This window comes from Oceanobacillus sp. FSL K6-3682 (assembly GCF_037976165.1).
GTDB classification, from domain to species: Bacteria; Bacillota; Bacilli; order Bacillales; family Amphibacillaceae; genus Oceanobacillus; species Oceanobacillus sojae.
In genome coordinates this window covers 2,863,362-2,884,283 of sequence record NZ_CP150263.1, presented here as the reverse complement: position 1 = coordinate 2,884,283, position 20,922 = coordinate 2,863,362, and the positions used below count along the sequence as shown (strand labels likewise).

At 38.1% G+C, this 20,922-nt stretch carries 20 protein-coding genes; all 20 read left to right on the top strand.

Annotated elements, in window-relative coordinates; translation table 11 throughout:
- Position 1: 1 nt before the first annotated feature.
- The 20 genes from MHH51_RS14415 to MHH51_RS14320 all read left to right on the top strand — a co-directional run bounded on the left by MHH51_RS14415 (position 2) and on the right by MHH51_RS14320 (position 20,812).
- Positions 2 to 493 (top strand): chemotaxis protein CheD, encoded by a 492-nt coding sequence (locus MHH51_RS14415; RefSeq protein WP_147209529.1) that lies wholly within the window; start codon positions 2 to 4, stop codon positions 491 to 493.
- Positions 494 to 519: 26 nt separating this feature from the next.
- Positions 520 to 1,296: a FliA/WhiG family RNA polymerase sigma factor gene (locus tag MHH51_RS14410; protein WP_339282371.1), complete on the top strand. Its 777-nt coding sequence runs from the start codon at positions 520 to 522 to the stop codon at positions 1,294 to 1,296.
- 28 nt (positions 1,297 to 1,324) lie between these two features.
- A complete protein-coding gene (locus tag MHH51_RS14405; protein WP_147209527.1) occupies positions 1,325 to 1,789 on the top strand; it encodes a hypothetical protein in 465 nt (154 codons plus the stop codon).
- A 179-nt stretch (positions 1,790 to 1,968) separates the two neighbouring features.
- Positions 1,969 to 2,727: a 30S ribosomal protein S2 gene (rpsB, locus tag MHH51_RS14400; protein WP_077601189.1), complete on the top strand. Its 759-nt coding sequence runs from the start codon at positions 1,969 to 1,971 to the stop codon at positions 2,725 to 2,727.
- 459 nt (positions 2,728 to 3,186) lie between these two features.
- Positions 3,187 to 4,071, top strand: coding sequence for a translation elongation factor Ts (gene tsf / locus MHH51_RS14395; protein ID WP_147209526.1), 885 nt, complete (start codon positions 3,187 to 3,189; stop codon positions 4,069 to 4,071).
- A gap of 86 nt (positions 4,072 to 4,157) precedes the next feature.
- Entirely contained in the window at positions 4,158 to 4,880 is a 723-nt protein-coding gene (gene pyrH / locus MHH51_RS14390; RefSeq protein WP_147209525.1) for a UMP kinase, read from the top strand.
- Between the two features lie 2 nt (positions 4,881 to 4,882).
- Complete coding sequence (gene frr / locus MHH51_RS14385) at positions 4,883 to 5,440, top strand: ribosome recycling factor (RefSeq protein WP_147209524.1); 558 nt, start codon at positions 4,883 to 4,885, stop codon at positions 5,438 to 5,440.
- Between the two features lie 323 nt (positions 5,441 to 5,763).
- Positions 5,764 to 6,522, top strand: a complete 759-nt coding sequence (locus MHH51_RS14380; protein WP_147209523.1) for an isoprenyl transferase — start codon at positions 5,764 to 5,766, stop codon at positions 6,520 to 6,522.
- A 15-nt stretch (positions 6,523 to 6,537) separates the two neighbouring features.
- Positions 6,538 to 7,326 carry a phosphatidate cytidylyltransferase gene (locus MHH51_RS14375; protein WP_147209522.1) on the top strand — a complete coding sequence of 263 codons (789 nt, stop codon included), beginning with the start codon at positions 6,538 to 6,540 and terminating at the stop codon, positions 7,324 to 7,326.
- A 275-nt stretch (positions 7,327 to 7,601) separates the two neighbouring features.
- Positions 7,602 to 8,876 carry an RIP metalloprotease RseP gene (gene rseP / locus MHH51_RS14370; RefSeq protein WP_147209521.1) on the top strand — a complete coding sequence of 425 codons (1,275 nt, stop codon included), beginning with the start codon at positions 7,602 to 7,604 and terminating at the stop codon, positions 8,874 to 8,876.
- Between the two features lie 327 nt (positions 8,877 to 9,203).
- A complete protein-coding gene (locus MHH51_RS14365; protein WP_339282370.1) occupies positions 9,204 to 13,493 on the top strand; it encodes a PolC-type DNA polymerase III in 4,290 nt (1,429 codons plus the stop codon).
- A 394-nt stretch (positions 13,494 to 13,887) separates the two neighbouring features.
- The gene (rimP, locus tag MHH51_RS14360; protein WP_147209519.1) at positions 13,888 to 14,358 is read left to right on the top strand and encodes a ribosome maturation factor RimP; all 471 of its coding nucleotides are present in this window, start codon (positions 13,888 to 13,890) and stop codon (positions 14,356 to 14,358) included.
- 21 nt (positions 14,359 to 14,379) lie between these two features.
- A complete protein-coding gene (gene nusA / locus MHH51_RS14355) occupies positions 14,380 to 15,486 on the top strand; it encodes a transcription termination factor NusA (RefSeq protein WP_147209518.1) in 1,107 nt (368 codons plus the stop codon).
- 13 nt (positions 15,487 to 15,499) lie between these two features.
- Positions 15,500 to 15,769: a YlxR family protein gene (locus MHH51_RS14350; RefSeq protein ID WP_077601200.1), complete on the top strand. Its 270-nt coding sequence runs from the start codon at positions 15,500 to 15,502 to the stop codon at positions 15,767 to 15,769.
- Position 15,770: 1 nt separating this feature from the next.
- A complete protein-coding gene (locus MHH51_RS14345; RefSeq protein WP_077601201.1) occupies positions 15,771 to 16,070 on the top strand; it encodes a YlxQ family RNA-binding protein in 300 nt (99 codons plus the stop codon).
- A 20-nt stretch (positions 16,071 to 16,090) separates the two neighbouring features.
- A complete protein-coding gene (infB, locus tag MHH51_RS14340) occupies positions 16,091 to 18,190 on the top strand; it encodes a translation initiation factor IF-2 (protein ID WP_147209517.1) in 2,100 nt (699 codons plus the stop codon).
- Positions 18,187 to 18,465: a DUF503 domain-containing protein gene (locus tag MHH51_RS14335; protein WP_147209516.1), complete on the top strand. Its 279-nt coding sequence runs from the start codon at positions 18,187 to 18,189 to the stop codon at positions 18,463 to 18,465. The genes infB and MHH51_RS14335 overlap by 4 nt, the downstream gene beginning before the upstream one ends.
- Positions 18,466 to 18,498: 33 nt before the next feature.
- Positions 18,499 to 18,840 (top strand): 30S ribosome-binding factor RbfA, encoded by a 342-nt coding sequence (gene rbfA / locus MHH51_RS14330; protein WP_077601204.1) that lies wholly within the window; start codon positions 18,499 to 18,501, stop codon positions 18,838 to 18,840.
- Between the two features lie 117 nt (positions 18,841 to 18,957).
- Entirely contained in the window at positions 18,958 to 19,845 is an 888-nt protein-coding gene (truB, locus tag MHH51_RS14325; protein ID WP_147209515.1) for a tRNA pseudouridine(55) synthase TruB, read from the top strand.
- 34 nt (positions 19,846 to 19,879) lie between these two features.
- The gene (locus tag MHH51_RS14320; RefSeq protein ID WP_307725833.1) at positions 19,880 to 20,812 is read left to right on the top strand and encodes a bifunctional riboflavin kinase/FAD synthetase; all 933 of its coding nucleotides are present in this window, start codon (positions 19,880 to 19,882) and stop codon (positions 20,810 to 20,812) included.
- Positions 20,813 to 20,922: the final 110 nt, after the last annotated feature.

Here is a 20,922-nt window from a genome sequence, read left to right as displayed (position 1 = left end):
TATGACTACTACAAAAACGATTGTCAATGTAGGTATTGCAGATACGAAAACAGTTCAACACCCCAATACGATTCGCACTTTAGGACTTGGCTCCTGTGTCGGTACGGTACTATACGATGAGAAACGCAGAATAGCGGGATTATCACATATTTTACTGCCAGACTCTAATCAGGCAAGAGCAGCTAATTCTAATCCTATGAAATATGCAGATACTGCCATTCCACAGCTTTTAAAAATGTTACAGGACCAGGGCGCCAGAGATATTAAAGCTAAAATGGCCGGCGGGGCTCAAATGTTTCAAGCTGGAAAGGGAACCAGCTTTATGCGAATTGGTGACAAAAATATAGAAGCTGTACAGGAAGCACTTCGGAAATTAAATATAAGAATTGTTTCCTCAGACGTTGGCGGGAATCTGGGAAGAACAATTGAATTTGATCCAGAAACGTCAAGGCTTTCGATTAGAAAACGCAATCATGATATTTATACGATTTAACCGATTTGAAAGGAGCGTGTCATTCTTTGAGTTCATTGGACCCTTCACAAGAGCAAGCGTTATGGAATAAATGGATGACCAGTCAAGATAATGAAGCAGCAAATATACTTATTGAAAACTATATGTATCTTGTTTCCTTTCACACGGAAAGAATTGTAAGTCAACTGCCGAACAGTGTTGACCGTGAGGAAATACGCAGTTATGGTCTGCTTGGACTTTATGATGCGTTGCACAAATTTGAATTGAAACGTGATTTGAAGTTTGATACATATGCTTCATTTCGAATAAAAGGTTCGATTATGGACGGCTTAAGAAAAGGGGACTGGCTGCCCCGGTCTATCCGTGAAAAAACAAAAAAAGTAGAACAGGCAAGTGAAGCTTTTGAGCAAAAATATCAACGGGAGGCGCAGCCGGAAGATATTGCTGAAATTACTGGAATGACTGTACAAGACGTAGAGACCACATTACGGGATGCAGTAATGAGTAACATGCTTTCTATTGAAGATAAGCCGAAAGGGCATGAGAATGACCTCAAAGAAGGCATTGGCTACAGCGTAACAGATAAACCGGATTTAAGGCCGGAAGCCCGCCTTATCCAGGAAGAATGGAAGCAGGAATTAATAGAAGGCATCAAGTCACTGAATGATAAAGAACAGCTTGTAATCAGTCTTTTTTATCAGGAAGAGTTAACCTTTACGGAAATTGGACAGGTTCTGGGCTTAACGACGTCCCGAATTTCACAAATTCATAAACGAAGTATTGTTAAATTACGTACAACGCTTCAGAAAATCAGCCAGATTTAATATAAAGCAGGTATGGAAGGGAATGTATATGTCAACATTATTATGGATGATCAGCTTTTTATTACACGGCATTTCCATTTTAGCTATTTATTTATTATTAAAAGACAGACAGAACGCCGGCGGCAATAAACAGACGGAAAAGATATTGAAAGAGACACTGGAAGAAATTCAGAGGGAAAACAGGACATTGCAAAATCTCTTAGTGGAAGAGAAGCAGCCAGATAAAAAGCCGTTTAATAATGAAAAAGTAAAACCAGAATCTTTAAAGCCTCAAATAGAAAATAAAGAAAATGATGCACAATCAGAGATGGAATGGCCTGATATTGAAATTCCTCAATCAGCTGCATATCAGGATGAAGTAGAAACCTCCTTAGAAGCAAAAGTGCTTCAGCTTCATACGAATGGTGAAACAATAGATGATATTGCTAAAAAATTAAACTGTGGAAAAACAGAAGCTGAAATAATTATCAAAATGTATCAGAAAAAGTCATAGAAATTACTTGCTTACATAGGAAGGTTATGGTATAGTAACTTTTGGTGTAAATAGTCTATCTATAAATTAGTTAGATAAAAATCACACGCATTTGGATTTATAAGATTGGTGCTGAAATGACAGTATTCTTATAAAGAAGATAAATGCGGAGGAATACAACCAATTAGGAGGAATTTATTATGGCAGCAATTTCAATGAAACAATTGCTAGAAGCTGGTGTACACTTTGGCCACCAAACTCGTCGTTGGAATCCAAAAATGAAAAAATACATTTTTACGGAGCGTAACGGCATCTATATCATCGACTTACAAAAAACAGTTAAAAAAGTGGATGAAGCATACAACTACGTTAAGGAAATCGCATCAAACGGCGGTACAATCCTTTTCGTCGGTACAAAAAAACAAGCTCAGGATTCAGTGCGCGATGAAGCAATCCGTTCTGGAATGTTCTTTGTAAACCAACGCTGGTTAGGCGGAACGTTAACTAACTTCCAAACAATTCGCAAACGTATCAATCGTTTGAAAGATATTGAAAAAATGGAAGAAGACGGTACTTTCGAAGTGCTTCCTAAAAAAGAAGTAGTAAATTTATTAAAAGAAAAAGATCGTCTTGTTAAATTCCTAGGCGGAATTAAAGAAATGAAAAAACTTCCTGATGCTTTATTTGTAATTGATCCTCGTAAAGAGCGTATTGCAATTGCAGAAGCACATAAACTACACATTCCAATCATCGGAATCGTTGATACAAACTGTGATCCGGATGAAATCGATTATGTTATCCCTGCAAACGATGATGCAATCCGTGCAGTGAAACTTCTTACTTCAAAAATGGCAGATGCTATTTTGGAAGTAAAACAAGGTGAAGAAACAGAAGAACCTGTTTCTGAACAAGACCAATTAGAAGCAGAAGTTGCTGAAGAAGCTGCTTCCAAAGAGTAATCTTTTAAAAGGTGAGGGTGATAAGAGGATAGAAGCCTTTTATCACCCTTTTTTCAAAGAGTAAGAAAGTATAAAATGTTGAGGATAGCCGCTCCAGCGGTTTTCATGGGGGGAGTAATCGCAACCCCAGAAATACACTACGCTTTCCGTGGGCTTGAGCTCAGCCTCCTCGAAAAAAAGAAGAGCACTTTTTTCCTGCGGAGGCATACAGGACGTATGTCAGTTCGGTGTTGCGACAGGATGTCGCGAACTTAACCGAACTTCCTTCCGTTTTGCGCATTCCCACAGGAGTCTCCGTGTATTTCTTCTGGGGCTGCGATTACTCGTCCCATCGAAAACCGTCGCAGCGGACATCTCCTTGGCAAGAACATCAGTATGTTAAAGACCAAGCGATTTTCTTGGTTTTTCTTAGGAAAGAAATTCAGCTTGTATAATCGAATATTTTAAGGAGGAATTAACATGGCAGTTACTGCTCAAATGGTTAAAGAATTACGTGAAAAAACAGGTGCTGGAATGATGGATTGTAAAAAAGCACTAACAGAAACGAACGGAGATATGGAACAAGCAATTGATTTTCTTCGTGAAAAAGGTATGGCAAAAGCTGCTAAAAAAGCAGACCGTGTTGCAGCTGAAGGATTAACTCATATTGAGGTTGATGGAAACAGAGCTGCAATTATTGAAGTAAACTGTGAAACAGACTTTGTTACAAAAAACGATCAATTCAAGCAATTACTTGCGGATCTTGGAAAGCATATTGTGAAGAATAATCCTGCATCTGTTGAAGAAGCTTTACAGCAAAATCTTTTAGACGGTTCTGAAACAGTTGAAAATGCAATTACTAGTGTCGTTTCTAAAATCGGAGAAAAAATCTCTCTTCGCCGTTTCACTGTATTAGATAAAACAGATAATGATGCTTTTGGTGCATACCTTCATATGGGAGGGCGTATTGGCGTACTTTCTTTATTAGAAGGCACTACTGATGAAAATGTAGCTAAAGATGTTTCTATGCACGTAGCAGCTATCAATCCTCGTTACGTATCTCGTGAAGAAGTTGCAGAGGAAGAAGTAAACCGTGAGCGTGAAGTGCTTAAGACACAGGCATTAAACGAAGGTAAACCAGAAAAAATCGTTGAAAAAATGGTTGAAGGCCGTTTAGGTAAATTCTTTGAAGAGATTGTTCTTTTAGAACAAAGCTTTGTAAAAGACCCAGACCAAAAAGTGAAAAAATATGTTGCAGATAAAGGCGCTTCTGTAAAAGCGTTCGTTCGCTATGAAGTAGGCGAAGGAATGGAAAAACGCGAAGATAACTTTGCGGAAGAAGTAATGAGCCAAATTAAAAAATAAGTTTTACAAATTAGGGGACATTAATTTGTTCCCTCTTTTGTAACTATATAATCTAATCTAAAAACATTTTTTCTCTGGAGGTTATTATGACGACAGCACATTATAATAGAGTTGTGTTAAAATTAAGTGGAGAAGCATTAAGTGGAGATGAAGGCTACGGAATCTCACCTAAAGTGATTCAATCCATTTCAAAACAGGTTAAGGAAATTGTGGATCTTGGTGTAGAAGTTGCTGTAGTTGTTGGCGGCGGAAACATCTGGCGCGGCAAAGTAGGATCAGAAATGGGAATGGATAGAGCTTCAGCTGACTATATGGGTATGCTTGCAACAATTATGAACTCACTTGCCCTGCAGGATGGTCTGGAAACAATTGGTGTACAAACCAGAGTGCAAACTTCTATTGAAATGAGGCAGGTTGCTGAGCCATACATACGGCGGAAAGCGATTCGCCATCTGGAGAAAAAGCGTGTTGTTATTTTCGCTGCCGGAACTGGAAACCCTTATTTTTCTACAGATACGACAGCGGCATTACGAGCAGCAGAAATTGAAGCAGAAGTTATTTTAATGGCAAAAAATAATGTTGATGGTGTTTATACTGATGACCCTAAAATTAACAAAGAAGCAAAGAAATATGATTCTCTTACCTATTTAGAAATGTTAAATGAAGGATTAGGTGTTATGGATTCTACAGCTTCTTCATTATGTATGGATAATGACTTGCCTTTAATTGTCTTCTCTATTATGGAAGAAGGTAACATTAAACGAGTTATTCAAGGTGAAAATATCGGAACAACGATAAGGGGGAACTAAGAATGTCAGAATCAGTAATTAAAGATATGAAAGAAAAAATGGCTCAGGCAGTTCAGGCTTTTTCAAAAAATTTAGCCTCTGTTCGTGCTGGGCGCGCAAATCCCAGCCTTTTAGACAATGTTTATGTTGATTATTATGGTGCTTCCACACCACTTAATCAATTAGCTCAGGTCGGTGCTCCAGAAGCAAGGTTATTAACAATTACACCATATGATAAATCTGCAATAGGTGATATTGATAAGGCAATACAAAAAGCAGACTTGGGTCTTTCTCCATCGAATGACGGGAACATTATTCGCATCAACATTCCTGCACTTACACAGGAAAGAAGAAAAGACTTAGTAAAAGTTGTTGGAAAGTATGCTGAGGAATCTCGTGTACAAATTAGAAATCTGCGCCGTCAAGCAAATGATCAGCTAAAGAAGGCTGAAAAAAATGGCGATATGACGGAAGATGATTTAAGAGCATTTCAAGATGATGTTCAAGAAACTACGGATACTTTTATCAAACAAATTGAAGATTTAGCAAACACAAAAGAAAATGAAATTATGGAAGTGTAATAGAAGGAATACTTCATTTCTATTAACCTTCGTCGTATAAATCCTGGCAAAAATTTTTTGTTTAAAGGTGACAGTTTTCTGCTAACGTAGTAAGATGCCATTAAGCCCTCTTATTAAAGGGGGTTTTTGTATTAATACCACTGGCAATCATGTTCGTATAATACATGTTAAACTGGATACAGTCATAATATTTATTGGCATGGTCATGCCTTTCATCCCTTATTCTTTTATGAGAAGTTCAAAATTAATTTGATTTCTCTTTGCACACGCATTTTAAAAATAAGAATAGGGTTATGAACAAACAACCATTCGGGGGACGGAAAATGTCTATTAAAATTCCTTTTTTATCAAAACAACCAAAAGAATCTGATTCACTTTCTGAAGAAAATGCTCCTAATCATGTTGCTATCATCATGGATGGGAACGGGAGATGGGCGCAAAAACGGGGATTACCCAGGTTTGCTGGTCATAAAGAAGGTGTATCTACGGTAAACAAAATCGTTAAAACCGCAGTGAAAGCAAATGTGAAGGTTTTAACGCTTTATACTTTTTCAACAGAAAACTGGAAACGACCAAAACAAGAAGTGGAATATATTTTAAAACTTCCAAAAGAATTTTTGCATGTATATTTACCAAGCTTGATGGAAAATAATGTTCGTATCCAGACGATAGGCGATTTTCAGTCGTTGCCTGGCTATACGAAGGAAGCAGTAAACTATGCAATGGAAAAAACGAAGAACAATGATGGGTTAATTTTAAATTTTGCAATTAATTACGGCAGTCGTCATGAAATTTTAAAAGCAGTCAAGCAGATTGCAACAGAATTGAAAGAAGAAAACATAGATATTGACAGCTTAGATGAAGAAGCATTTTCAAAGCATCTATATACAAATGGTGTTTCGGATCCGGATCTGTTAATCCGGACTGGTGGCGAATACCGTTTAAGTAATTTTATGCTTTGGCAGCTTGCATATACAGAATTCTGGTTTACGGATAAGCTCTGGCCAGAGTTTACAGAAGAAACATTCCATGAAGCATTACTTGCATATCAGCAGCGCAAAAGACGATATGGAGGTATATAAGGTGATGATGATTTAATGAAGCAACGAACGATAACAGCTATAGTGGCTCTACTTATATTTGTGCCAATCATTATTATTGGTGGATTGCCGTTTACCATTTTTGTCTATCTGTTAGCTACAATCGGGTTATTTGAATTAATCCGGATGCGGCATCCAGATAAGAACTTCTTTCCATATGTTTTATCAGCTTTATTAACATGGGTCATTTTATTACCTAATGAATTTTTTACTAATATAGAATGGTTCACGAAGTATGAATTGATTTCTGTTATTATTTTTGTTTTATTAGCGTATACGGTGCTTGTGAAAAATGAGTTTACCTTTGATCAGGTTGGTTTTGTTATCCTCGCAGCGTTTTATGTTGGATTAGGATTCTTTTATTTATTGCAGACCAGAGATGGAGAAAATGCACTGAGAAATATACTGTTCGCATTTTGTATCATCTGGGCGACGGATACAGGAGCCTATTTATTTGGACGCAAACTTGGAAAACATAAATTATGGCCTACAATCAGCCCTAAGAAGACTGTCGAAGGCGCTGTGGGAGGCATCTTTGTAGCAGTAATTGTTGCTGTGATTTTTCATCTGATAGAACCTTTTGATCAGTCATGGCTGACTCTTATTATTGTTACTGTTATAGCTTCAAGTTTTGGACAAATTGGTGATCTGGTGGAATCTGCATTTAAACGTATTTATAATGTGAAGGATTCAGGGAAAATTCTGCCTGGGCATGGTGGTATTCTAGATCGATTTGACAGCATGCTTTTTGTTTTTCCATTACTACATTTTATTCACTTTTTTTAACATATTGAAGCGAATATTGTAGAATCGGTAAAGTAAACCGACTTACCCGAATATACTAGGTGAAGAGCTTTCTTTTCTTGATACATAACAACCTTTTATTTTAAAATTATGGGACAAGTAAGCATTTATATTCTGTTCCTGCTTAAAAAAATAAATGCATAGTCTTTTGTCTAAGGTTCTATGCTATAAAAAAGTAAATTATTGTTATGTAATATTATTGCAGGAAACCAAGTTTTAATAACCTCTTTCTACCTTTACAAAAGGAAGGTGCTGTCATGACAACTGTTATTGCATTTATATTAATGTTTGGCGTACTCGTATCTATCCATGAGTGGGGACATCTGATCTTTGCAAAACGGGCAGGGATGCTTGTTCGTGAATTTGCAATCGGATTCGGACCAAAGATATTATCCTTCACTAAAAACGAGACGCTTTATACAATCAGATTAATCCCTGCAGGCGGCTATGTCCGTGTTGCTGGAGACGATCCGGAAATTGTTGAATTAAAACCAGGACATCATATTGGGTTGGAATTTAACAATGATGGAAAAGTAGCAAAAATCATTGTGAATAATAAATCAAAGCATCCTAACGCCCGCACGATTGAGGTGGAGAATGTTGACCTTGATCATAAACTGATTATTGAAGGTTATGAGCAGGACGACGAGGATACGAAGCTTCATTTTGATGTAGACCGTAAAGCAATGTTTGTCGTTGATGAACGGGAGACACAGATTGCTCCTTTTGATAGACAATTTGCATCCAAAACGGTCGGACAGCGAGCTATGCAGCTATTTGCAGGGCCAATGATGAATTTTGTACTGGCTATCTTTATCTTTCTGCTTATGGGGCTTATCCAGGGCGTACCGGTAGAGCAGGCACAAATGGGTGAAATTCAATCAGGTAGTCCTGCAGAAGAAGCTGGACTTCAGGAAAATGATGTTATTACTCAAATAGGAGATCAGTCCATTTCAACTTGGGAACAGTTTACAGATATTGTACGGGAAAGCCCTGGTCAGGAATTGGATTTGGTCATTTCCAGAGGAGATACGGAGCATGAATTAACTGTTGTGCCAGCGGAAGTTGAGGCAGTTAATGAAAAAGGTGATCCTATTGAGGTTGGTCAAATTGGAGTATTGGCAGCCTATGAAAAAGATATCCTTGGCACGTTAAAATTTGGATTTGAAAGAACGTATGAAACGACCAAACTTATTATTACTAATTTGGTCATGTTAGTAACGGGTCAGCTTTCCATTGATGTTTTATCTGGACCGGTAGGAATTTATGATGCAACCGATCAGGTTGTTCAATCTGGTTTTTCGAACTTTTTAATGTGGACTGCTATGTTAAGCATTAATTTAGGGATTATTAATTTAGTTCCTCTTCCGGCTTTAGATGGCGGCAGATTGATGTTTGTTTTAATTGAAGCGGTCAGAGGAAAACCGATAGCACCCGAAAAAGAAGGTGTCTTCCATTTTGTCGGATTTGCATTATTGATGCTATTAATGATTGTTGTCACATGGAATGACATTCAACGTCTATTCCTGTAAAATAAAATAGTAAATCTAAATAAGTTACCCTTGTCGATTTATAGACAAGGGTTTCCTGTTTGTATATGAGCAGATTATTGAATTATACGATTCCTATCAGGACATTTATACAGAATAGAAATAGAATAAGGAAGATATGATTATCCAGTGTAACCCGGTACAGTGTACTCCCGGAAGGGCTCTTATTAAACGATTTGATTTTTAATCAAATCATTCCTTTGTATTAAGAGGTACGAATTAATATAATAAGTATAGCGAGTTTTTAACTTATAGGAGAATTTTTCTTCCTGTGTAGTCACAAATCCATCTACAATTGGAGGGACATAAATGAGTATTTCCAAGCAAAAAAAAATGAAATTATTACTGGAGCAAATTCAGTTATCTGAAACATCAATTCAGAAGTATTTTGCCTCAAGCTATTTAGAAAAAGTAGAGGTTTATAAGCAAGAAAAAAAATGGCATTTCTATATATATATTGAGGATGTTCTTCCTTTTGATGAATATCTATATCTGTATCAATCCTTGCAAAAAAGCTTCTCATCGATTGCTGAGAAGGTAGAGCTGACACTACATACAGATAATAAACAATGCAGTGAGAATGATATTGGCGTTTACTGGAAGCATTTTTTAGCAACAACAACATTTTCACCGGCACATCAGGAAATGATTATGCAGCAAACACCAAAAATTACAGATAATAAAATTATGTTAACTTCCAGAAATGAGACGGAATCGAATATTTTGAAAAAAAGACTGGAGCCGGCTTTCAGTCAATTTTGTTATCGCATTGGCTCCAAGCCTTATGCTATTGATTTAGAAGTAAAAGCGAATCAGGAAGAAATGCAGGTATTTCAGGATAATAAAGCGAAAGAAGACCAGGCACTTGTTCAAAAAACCGTTCAAGAAAAAGAAAAACGGGATAAAGAAAAAGATGTACCGGTGAACCAGCCGTTGGCAATCGGTTATAAGATTCAGGATGAGCCGGTTGAAATGAATCAAATTCTGGAAGAAGAAAGACGTATTACGGTACAAGGATATGTATTTGATTCAGAGATTAGAGAGCTGAGATCAGGACGCAGTCTTTTAATTATAAAAGCAACAGACTATACAGATTCCCTGCAAATTAAAATGTTCTCCAAAGGCGATGAGGATGTCAGCAAGTTTCAATCTGTTAAGAAAGGTATGTGGGTAAAAGCCCGCGGCAGTATCCAAACGGATATGTATACCAATGAGCTGGCAATGATGGCGAAGGATATTCACGAGGTTCAAGTGAGAGAAAAGCAGGATGAGGCACCTGAAGATGAAAAAAGAGTAGAGCTGCATGCACATACCACAATGAGTCAAATGGATGCGGTTGTTTCTCCGGAAGCTTTAGTCGAACAGGCGGGTAAGTGGGGACACCAGGCTGTAGCTATCACAGATCATGCTGGTGTACAAGGCTTCCCTGATGCTTATTATGCAGGCAAGAAACATGGGGTTAAAGTGCTCTATGGTGTGGAAGCAAACCTTGTCGATGATGGTGTTCCAATTGCTTATAATGAAAGCGACCGCGTGTTAAAAGATGCAAACTATATTGTATTTGACGTGGAAACAACAGGTCTTTCAGCAGTTTATGATACGATTATTGAATTAGCTGCTGTCAAGGTGCATGATGGCGAAATTGTTGATCGATTCGAGTCATTTGCTAATCCGCATCATCCGCTTTCGGAGACGACAACGAATTTAACTGGTATAACAGACGATATGGTTAAGGATGCACCAGAAGTCGGTGATGTATTAAAAGATTTCCATGCCTGGATGGGAGAAGATATTCTGGTAGCACATAATGCAAGCTTTGATATGGGCTTCCTAAATCAGGGTTTTAAACGGATTGACTATGAAAAAGCAGCCAACCCGGTGATAGATACCTTAGAATTGGCAAGATTCCTGCTTCCGGAACTTAGGAATCACCGTCTGAATACATTGTGTAAGCATATGGATATTGAATTGACACAGCATCACCGTGCTATTTACGATGCAGAAGCGACCGGTTATTTATTATGGAAACTTGTTCAACGGTTAATTGAAAAAGAAATAACCAATCATCAGGATTTAAATAACCATATGGGCGAAAATAATGCCTATCAGCGCTCCAGACCTTTTCACTGTACAATTTTAGCGCAGACGCAGGAAGGCCTGAAAAACCTTTATAAGATCGTTTCTCATGCCCATATCGATTACTTCTACCGCGAGCCAAGATTGCCAAGATCTGTCCTGAAAAAATATCGTAAGGGACTGCTGATTGGTACTGCCTGTGATAGAGGAGAAGTCTTTGAAACAATGATGCAAAAATCAGAGGAAGAGGCGGAGCAGGTCGCTGAATTTTATGATTATATTGAAGTACAGCCGCCAAGTAACTACGTTCATTTAATAGATAAGGATTTAGTACAAAATGAAGCACAGGTAGTAGATATATTACGGAAGCTTGTGAATCTGGGCGACCGGATGGGCAAATTAGTAACAGCAACCGGAAATGTTCACTACTTGCAGGATATTGATAAGCAGTACCGTCAGATTTTAATAAAATCGCAGGCTGGTAATCCATTAAACAGGCAAACGCTGCCTGATACACCGTTCCGTACTACAGGCGAAATGCTTGGGGCTTTCTCCTTTTTAGGAAAAGAGAAGGCAAAAGAAATTGTTGTTCAAAACACCCAGCAGCTGGCAAATGAAATAGAGGATATTTCGCCGATTCAGGATGGCTTATTTACACCGAACATTGAAGGTGCAGAGCAGGAAATGCGCGATCTGTGCTACAGCATGGCTAAAAGAGTGTACGGAGAGCCAATACCGGAAATTGTTACAAGCCGATTGGAAAAAGAACTCGAAAGTATTATCGGAAATGGATTTGCCGTTATTTATTTAATTTCCCATAAGCTTGTTAAAAAGTCATTGGATGATGGTTATCTAGTAGGATCACGTGGCTCTGTCGGTTCATCCTTTGTTGCAACCATGACAGAAATTACAGAAGTTAATCCGCTCCCCCCACATTATGTTTGCCCAAGCTGTAAACACTCTGAATTCTTTACAGACGGTTCTGTAGCGAGCGGTTATGATTTGGCAGATAAAAATTGTCCGGAATGTGGAGAAGCACTGAAAAAAGATGGACAGGATATCCCTTTTGAAACATTCTTAGGCTTTAAAGGGGACAAGGTGCCTGATATTGACTTGAACTTCTCGGGAGATTATCAGCCGCGAGCCCACAACTATACGAAAGAACTATTTGGGATTGACAGTGTATACCGGGCAGGAACAATCGGAACTGTCGCTGAAAAAACAGCTTACGGCTATGTGAAAGGCTTTGCTTCTGATCACCAGCTCGTCTATAAAAATGCGGAGATTGATCGTCTTGTGCAAGGCTGTACAGGAGTAAAAAGAACAACTGGCCAGCATCCCGGGGGAATTATTGTTGTCCCGGATGATAAAGAAATTTATGATTTCACGCCAATCCAGTTTCCGGCAGACGATCGGAATAGTGAGTGGCGGACAACGCATTTTGATTTCCATTCGATTCACGATAACTTACTGAAGCTGGATATACTTGGACACGATGACCCGACCGTCATTCGCATGCTGCAGGATTTAAGCGGCATTGATCCAAAAACCATTCCGACGGATGACGAAGAGGTCATGAAAATTTTTGGCGGTACAGAATCATTAGGTGTTACCCCGGAGCAGATCCAGTGTAAGACCGGAACTTTGGGAGTGCCTGAATTTGGTACAAAATTTGTTAGGCAAATGCTTGAAGATACGAAACCTAAAACATTTGCAGAGCTGCTAATTATATCCGGTCTGTCTCATGGTACAGACGTATGGCTTGGTAATGCACAGGAGCTTATTGATAATGGGACCTGTAAGCTTCCAGATGTAATCGGGTGCCGTGATGATATTATGGTGTATTTAATGCATAAAGGGTTAGAGCCTTCGATGGCGTTTAATATCATGGAGTTCGTCCGTAAAGGAAAAGGATTGAAGGATGAATGGATCGATGAAATGAAGAAAAACAATGTACCTGACTGGTATATTGAATCTTGTAAAAAAATTAAATACATGTTCCCGAAAGCTCACGCCGCAGCTTATGTTTTAATGGCTGTACGGATTGCTTATTTCAAAGTTCACCATCCGATTCTTTTCTATGCTGCATATTTCACAGTCCGTGCGGATGATTTCGAATTAGATACGATGATTAAAGGATCCGATGCTATTCGCAAGCGGATGGAAGAAATCAGCTATAAAGGGAATGATGCTTCTCCAAAAGAGAAAAACTTACTGACAGTTTTAGAGATTTCATTAGAAATGTGTGAACGTGGTTTATCTCTGAAAAAGGTAGATTTATATAAATCAAGTGCAACAGAATTTATTGTTGACGGTGATTCTTTACTGCCTCCTTTTAATGCAGTAGACGGATTGGGCACGAATGCTGCTCTAAATATTGTAAAAGCACGTGAAGAGGGAGAATTCTTATCCAAGGAAGATTTAAGAGAAAGAAGTAAAATCTCTAAAACCGTGCTGGAGTATCTGGACAATCACGGGTGTCTGGAAGGCATGGAAGAGAAAAATCAACTTTCTTTATTCTAGGAAGCGTTCTGCAGGTTTATTTTTGAGTAATAAGAAAGACTTCATTAAACCAAAGGATTTCCGTCAATTGCAATGATTGCAGGACGGAAATCCTTTTTATAGATGAGTTACGGATAAATCAGCCTGATTTTGGGAAAACTATTCTTGTTAAAAGCGGATTATATAGCGGAAAAAAGCTTTAAAGTCTTGATTTAGTGGTTTGCAAAGGGGTATAGAATATGCTATACTATTTTTGGTTAGAATGTTCGATACGTACGAATGAAAAGAGTGGGTGTACACCCACTCTTTATTCATACCTCGCCTAAACAAGACTCTCTGCTTCCCCCGCCCGTATTTTAGGCAGGGGTTTTATATTGATTGAAGGCGTGAGGACATGGTTAAAGGAGGTTTACACTTGAGTTCTAAAGTAATTGAGATAACAACTGAATTAGTTAACCCAATTTTAGAAGAGAAAAATTTAGAATTAGTTGACATGGAGTATGTAAAAGAAGGGAAAAACTGGTTTCTGCGTGTTTATATTGATAAAGAAGGCGGTATTGACATTGTAGAATGTGGTGAAGTTTCTGAACAGTTAAGTGAAAAATTGGACGAAGCTGACCCGATTAAAGAAGCTTATTTTCTGGAAGTATCTTCCCCAGGAGTAGAAAAACCATTAAAAACGCTGGAAGACTTTAAAAAGAACATTGGAAATAATGTTTTTGTAAAGCTATATGAAAAGATTGACGGCGAAAAAACATATGAAGGTATTTTACAAAATGTGGAGAACGGTACCGTTTCTATTGAATACAAAATTAAAACAAGAAAAAAAATCGTAGAAATACCTTATGAAAAAGTAGCAAAAGCAAGACTTGCAGTTATGTTTTAATTAAAAGGGGGAAAAGAAAAAGTGAGCACGCAGTTGTTTGATGCGATTGATCATTTAGCAAAAGAAAAAGGAATAGACAAGGATATATTGATGGAGGCTTTGGAGGCAGCGCTTATTTCTGCTTATAAAAAGAACTTTAAATCTGCATCGAATGTCCGGGTAGAGTTGAACGAAACTACAGGGAAGATGGCTGTCTATGCAAGAAAAACAGTCGTGCCGAATGTAGAGGATACACAGCTGGAAATATCTCTTGATGAAGCTAAAAGTATCAATCCGAGTTATGAAACAGATGATATAATAGAAGTAGAAGTAACACCAAAGGATTTTGGACGTATTGCTGCACAGGCTGCCAAACAAGTGGTGACTCAACGGGTACGTGAAGCAGAGCGCGGCGTTATCTTCTCTGAATATATTGATAGAGAAGATGATGTGATGACAGGAATTATTCAACGCAAGGATTCCCGTTTCGTCTATGTTAACCTTGGGAAAATTGAAGCAAAGCTGGCAGAGGCTGAGCAGATGCCGACAGAAGAATATCATATCCATGATCGTTTGAAAGTTTATGTGACAAAGGTTGAGAATACAAGTAAAGGACCGCAAATCTATATTTCACGTTCTCATCCCGGCTTGTTAAAACGATTATTTGAAATGGAAGTTCCAGAAATTTATGATGGAATTGTGGAAATTAAATCTGTTGCACGTGAAGCTGGAGATCGTTCTAAAATTTCTGTCCATGCTCCAGATCCGGAAATAGACCCGGTAGGTTCTTGCGTGGGACAAAAAGGGCAGCGTGTTCAAGCGATTGTAACAGAATTAAAAGGTGAAAAGATTGATATTGTGGAGTGGTCCGAGGATCCGGTTGTTTATGTATCAAACGCATTAAGCCCTTCCAAAGTATTAAAAGTATTTGTAGATGAGGAAGGGAAGGCAACAACAGTGGTTGTTCCAGATTATCAATTATCATTAGCAATTGGTAAAAGAGGTCAAAATGCCCGTCTCGCTGCAAAACTTACAGGCTGGAAAATTGATATTAAAAGTGAATCCGACGCAAGAGCAGAAGGTTTACTGGATGATATAGAGTTAGAGGAAGAAACTTATTCTGACAACAGTGAAGATTTGTTTGAATAAGGAGGTATTTCACTTGGCTAAGAAGAAAAAAATACCAGAAAGAAAATGTGTTATTACAAATGAAATGAAGCCTAAAAAAGAATTGATCCGCATTGTGAGGAATAAAGAAGGAGAAGTGTCCGTTGATGTAACTGGTAAGAAAAATGGACGCGGAGCTTACCTTTCCAAGAATAAGTCTGTCATTGAACAGGCTCGGAAAACCAATGCGCTTAACAAAATATTGAACGCAGAAGTAAGTCCAACAATCTACGATGAGTTAGAAGCTTTAGTAGAGGGAGATTGACATGAATCCTAATTATTTGAACATCATTGGTCTCGCTGTCAGAGCAAGAAAATGCTCAACAGGAGAAGATACAATTATAAAGGATATTCGCAAAGGTCGTGCAAAGCTTGTTTTATTGGCAGAAGATATTGGACCGCAAACAAAAAAGAAACTTTCGGATAAATGTACCTCGTACAATATTCCATATCGATTTGTTGATAACCGGGATATCTTATCGCAGGCAATTGGGAAAGAGCAGCGTGTAGCTATAGCAATACTAGATTCAGGCTTTGCAAAAAAACTCCTTACTCTAGTTGGATAAATAAATCCGGGGGTGAATGTATGAGCAAAATACGTGTATATGAATACGCAAAGAAAAATAATGTGGCAAGTAAAGAAGTCATTCAATTTTTGAAAGAAAAGAATGTAGATGTTTCCAATCATATGTCTACGATTTCCGATAATGAAATTAAACAATTGGATGAAAAATTTAATCCGCAGCCAAAACAGGATAAAAAGAAAAATGATCAAGTAAATCAAAACAAACAACAAAAGAACAAAAATGCAGTAAATAAACCAGATACAAATCGGAATACTAAAAAAGATAACTCGAAAAATAAAAAACAAAAAACCTCTAATAAAGGTAAACAACATAAACCACAAAAGGAGCAGTCATTAGTGAAAGAGACTCCAAGTAAAATTACGTACCACGGTATATTGACCGTACAGGATTTAGCAGAAAAACTTCATAAGGAACCTGCAGAAATCATCAAGAAATTAATGTTTATGGGTATTATGGCTACAAAAAACCAAGACCTTGAAGATGATGCTGTAGAGTTAATTTGTGATGAATTTAATGTCGAGGTTGAAAAAGAAATTATTTTAGAAGATACTGACCTTGATAAATATATTGAAGAAGATGATAGTGACAAGTTGCAAGAGCGTCCGGCTGTTGTTACCATTATGGGACATGTTGACCACGGGAAAACAACATTATTAGATGCTATTCGCCATACAAAAGTTACTGCTGGCGAGGCTGGCGGAATTACACAGCATATCGGAGCTTACCAAGTTGAAAATGAAGGTAAGAAAATTACATTCTTAGATACACCGGGTCACGCAGCGTTTACAAGTATGCGTTCCCGTGGCGCGCAGGTAACAGATATTGCTATTTTAGTTGTTGCTGCAGATGATGGCGTAATGCCGCAGACAATTGAAGCTATTAACCATGCAAAAGCTGCTGAAGTACCAATTATTGTAGCAGTCAATAAAATGGATAAAGAAGGCGCTAATCCGGACCGTGTGATGCAGGAACTGACAGAGCATGAATTGATCCCTGAAGATTGGGGTGGAAGTACTATCTTTGTTAACCTTGCAGCGATTAAAGGAGAAGGTATTGACGACCTGCTGGAAATGATTTTATTAGTTGCAGAGGTAGAAGAATTAAAAGCAAACCCGGATGCCAGAGCTTTCGGTACAGTGATTGATGCACAATTAGATAAAGGCAGAGGATCTGTTGCAACACTGCTTGTTCAAAATGGTACCTTGCATGTAGGAGATCCGCTCGTTGTCGGAAGTACGTATGGTAAAGTTCGGGCAATGGTAAATGATGTAGGACAACGTGTGAATCAAGTTGGACCATCTGCGCCAGTTGAAATTACCGGTTTACAAGATGTACCTCAGGCAGGCGACCAATTCCTTGCGTTTGCTGATGAGAAAAAGGCGCGTCAAATTGGTATTGCACGTCAACAAAAACGAATTGATGAGAATCGTGGCGGGCAATCAACAGTAAGCTTAGATGATTTATTTGAAAAAATTAAGCAAGGTGAAATGAAAGAATTAAATATTATTGTAAAAGCGGATGTACAAGGATCTGTTGAAGCATTAGCTGCTTCTCTACGTAAGATAGAAGTAGAAGGCGTTAATGTTAAAATCATTCATACAGGTGTAGGAGCGATTACTGAATCTGATATTATCTTAGCTTCAGCATCGAATGCGATTGTTATTGGCTTCAATGTTCGTCCTGACGTCAATGCAAAAAGAGCTGCAGAATCTGAAAAAATTGATTTACGTCTGCACCGTGTTATTTACAGTGCGATTGAAGAAATTGAAGCTGCAATGAAAGGTCTGCTTGATCCAGAATACGAAGAAAAAGTGATTGGTCAAGCGGAGGTTCGTGAAACATTTAAAGTGTCACGTATTGGTACTATCGCCGGAAGCTATGTAACAGACGGTAAAATTACCAGAGATTCCAGTGTTCGCCTGATTCGTGATGGAGTAGTTCTTTATGAAGGGGAATTACAGGCATTGAGACGCTTTAAAGACGATGTAAAAGAAGTACAGCAAAACTATGAATGTGGTATCACATTAACAAACTTCAATGATATTAAAGAGGGCGACATTATTGAAGCCTATGTAATGGAAGAAATCGAACGAAAATGATTCTCTATGCAGAAGTAGAATGTATGTTGTATGAAGGGAATTCGTTAAAAGAGAAACGATCTGTTTTAAAGCGAATGATCAATAAGCTGCGTCAGTCTTTTAATGTTTCAGTTACAGAGCTTGACTTTCATGATATGTGGCAACGAACCAAATTAGGGATTGTTATCATTTCCACCGATTATGTGCATGCTGAAAAAGTAATACAACAGGCTTTAAAAACAATAGATTCTTTTTCTGAACTAGAGAGAACAATAACAAATATAGAACGATTATAACGAAAATGCATAGAGCTATGTGAGGTGAGATTAATGTCAGAATTGAGAGCTCATCGAGTTGCAGAGCAAATGAAAAAAGAGCTGGGTGATATTTTATCCAGAAAAATTAAAGATCCCCGTGTTGGTTTTGTAACAGTTACCGATGTGGAAGTAACTGGTGACCTGCAACAGGCGAAAATTTTTATTTCTGTATTAGGTGATGAAAAGAAGAAGCAGGAAACATTATTGGGACTTGCAAAAGCAAAAGGATTTATCCGTTCAGAAATTGGCAAGCGAATTCGTTTGCGCAAAACACCTGAACTTACCTTTGAGTTTGATGAAGCAATAGAACAAGGTAACCGGATAGACTCCATCTTAAGAGATCTGAATAAATGACTTTGAAAAAACTGATCCCTCTGCTTGCTGGCAAGGATCAGTTTTTTTAGGATAAAGAAAAGAACCCGAACACATATATAGAAAATGTATTCCATTAAGAAAGGATGGGGATTAATAATGAATGGTATCCTGCCGTTATGGAAGCCTAAAGGAATGACTTCTTTTGATTGTGTAGCTAAATGCCGCCGCTACTTTAATACAAAAAAAGTAGGGCATACCGGGACGTTGGATCCGGAAGTTGAAGGTGTTCTACCTATTTGTATTGGCAGTGCTACGAAAATTGTTCCTTTTCTTACTGATACGAAAAAAATCTACATCGGGACGGTTGCGTTAGGATCAGCTACGGAAACAGAAGATGCGACAGGGAATGTTATTGCACAAAAAGAAGTTGTACATATGCCTGGAGAAGCTGAAATAGAGACTGTTTTAGAAAAATTTCAAGGGGTTATCACACAAATCCCTCCAATGTATTCCGCTGTAAAAGTAAACGGAAAAAAGCTTTATGAATACGCAAGAGCAAATGAAGAGGTAGAAAGACCGGTAAGAGAAGTTTTTATTCATGATATACATCTCTTAGCGATAGATGAGGACAAAAACTCCTTTGACCTATTCGTAGAATGTTCAAAGGGAACCTATATCCGAACATTATGTGTGGACATTGGAAAGGAATTAGGGTATCCGGCACATATGTTTAAACTGGAACGGACAAAAACCGGTAGTTTTTCCAAGAAAAATACGGTTACTTTTGCTATGATAGAAGAGGCGGCAGATAATAATGAGCAAGAGAAGCTGTTAAGCCCTCTTTTAGAAGGATTAAGTCATTTAGTTCATCAAGAGGTTGATGATGCGCTGAGGGCCCGTATTAAGAATGGCCAAAAACTATCTATTTCGGAAGCCCCCGAGACAAATAATCCGTTTGTATTTACAAATAATGAAGAAGTGCTGGCGATTTATGGGCAGCACCCAGATAAACCTGATCAAATTAAACCAATAAGAGTATTCTAACGAGAGAAAGTGCAGGTGTAGCAGGATGAAAACAATGGAATTATCCTATCCGCATACGTTACATAAGGAGAACTTACCGGAAACCGTCAGTGCAATCGGCTTCTTTGACGGGATTCACAAAGGACATCAGGAGGTTATTCGGCAGGCTGTAAATAAAGCACAGGAAAATAACATGGAGAGTGCTGTCATTACCTTTTTTCCGCATCCTTCAGTTGTTTTAAGAAAAGACGTACAGCATGTTAAATACATAACAATATCTTCTGAAAAGCAAGCGATATTAGAGGATCTTCAAGTAGACCGTTTATATGTTATCCGGTTTAACCAAGAACTATCAAAGCTCAGTCCCCAAGCCTTTATTGATCACTTTATTATTGGATTAAATATTAAACATCTTGTGGCAGGCTTTGATTACTCATTCGGTCATAAAGGGCAAGGGAAAATGGCAGATATGCAGGAATATGCAAGGGATTTATTTACCTGGGAAACGATAGGTAAAATTACTTTGGATGAAGAAAAGGTCAGCTCGACCAGAATAAGAGCAGAATTAGCGTCGGGAAATATGGAGCAGGCAGAGCAACTGCTGGGAAGGCCCTTTGCTACTACTGGATTGGTAGTAAAAGGAGCACGTCGTGGGCGTGAACTGGGTTATCCAACTGCTAATCTGTCTATATCCAAAGATGCCCTGCTGCCTAAACAGGGGGTATATGCGACCCGTGTTCGTCATAAGGATAAAATATATGGCGGAATGGCGAATATCGGTACGAATCCGACATTTACAGAAGAGCTGGAAGATATGTCTGTCGAGGTGTACTTATTTGATTTTGATGGTGATTTATATGGGGAAGAATTAACGATAGAATGGCTGTCTTACACAAGAGAAGAAATAAAATTTGATTCGAAGGATGCTCTGATTGAAAAAATGCAGCAGGATGAGAAAGAAATTAGAGCTTATTTAGCAAATAGGTAAACTTACACTTGATTTTTTTCTTCAAAAACGCTATTCTTATAGTTGTACAACCATCGCTTGGCATCACGTAACTCCGACGTATGCTAGGGGACTGGGGATAACAAATATTA

Coding starts and splice junctions, on each gene's coding strand:
- MHH51_RS14365 (WP_339282370.1), top strand. CDS start 9,204: ATGAGTATTTCCAAGCAAAAAAAAATGAAATTATTACTGGAGCAAATT.
- infB (WP_147209517.1), top strand. CDS start 16,091: ATGAGCAAAATACGTGTATATGAATACGCAAAGAAAAATAATGTGGCA.
- MHH51_RS14415 (WP_147209529.1), top strand. CDS start 2: ATGACTACTACAAAAACGATTGTCAATGTAGGTATTGCAGATACGAAA.
- truB (WP_147209515.1), top strand. CDS start 18,958: ATGAATGGTATCCTGCCGTTATGGAAGCCTAAAGGAATGACTTCTTTT.
- MHH51_RS14405 (WP_147209527.1), top strand. CDS start 1,325: ATGTCAACATTATTATGGATGATCAGCTTTTTATTACACGGCATTTCC.
- rpsB (WP_077601189.1), top strand. CDS start 1,969: ATGGCAGCAATTTCAATGAAACAATTGCTAGAAGCTGGTGTACACTTT.
- MHH51_RS14335 (WP_147209516.1), top strand. CDS start 18,187: ATGATTCTCTATGCAGAAGTAGAATGTATGTTGTATGAAGGGAATTCG.
- MHH51_RS14375 (WP_147209522.1), top strand. CDS start 6,538: ATGAAGCAACGAACGATAACAGCTATAGTGGCTCTACTTATATTTGTG.
- MHH51_RS14345 (WP_077601201.1), top strand. CDS start 15,771: ATGAATCCTAATTATTTGAACATCATTGGTCTCGCTGTCAGAGCAAGA.
- MHH51_RS14320 (WP_307725833.1), top strand. CDS start 19,880: ATGGAATTATCCTATCCGCATACGTTACATAAGGAGAACTTACCGGAA.
- rbfA (WP_077601204.1), top strand. CDS start 18,499: ATGTCAGAATTGAGAGCTCATCGAGTTGCAGAGCAAATGAAAAAAGAG.
- frr (WP_147209524.1), top strand. CDS start 4,883: ATGTCAGAATCAGTAATTAAAGATATGAAAGAAAAAATGGCTCAGGCA.
- tsf (WP_147209526.1), top strand. CDS start 3,187: ATGGCAGTTACTGCTCAAATGGTTAAAGAATTACGTGAAAAAACAGGT.
- pyrH (WP_147209525.1), top strand. CDS start 4,158: ATGACGACAGCACATTATAATAGAGTTGTGTTAAAATTAAGTGGAGAA.
- MHH51_RS14380 (WP_147209523.1), top strand. CDS start 5,764: ATGTCTATTAAAATTCCTTTTTTATCAAAACAACCAAAAGAATCTGAT.
- rseP (WP_147209521.1), top strand. CDS start 7,602: ATGACAACTGTTATTGCATTTATATTAATGTTTGGCGTACTCGTATCT.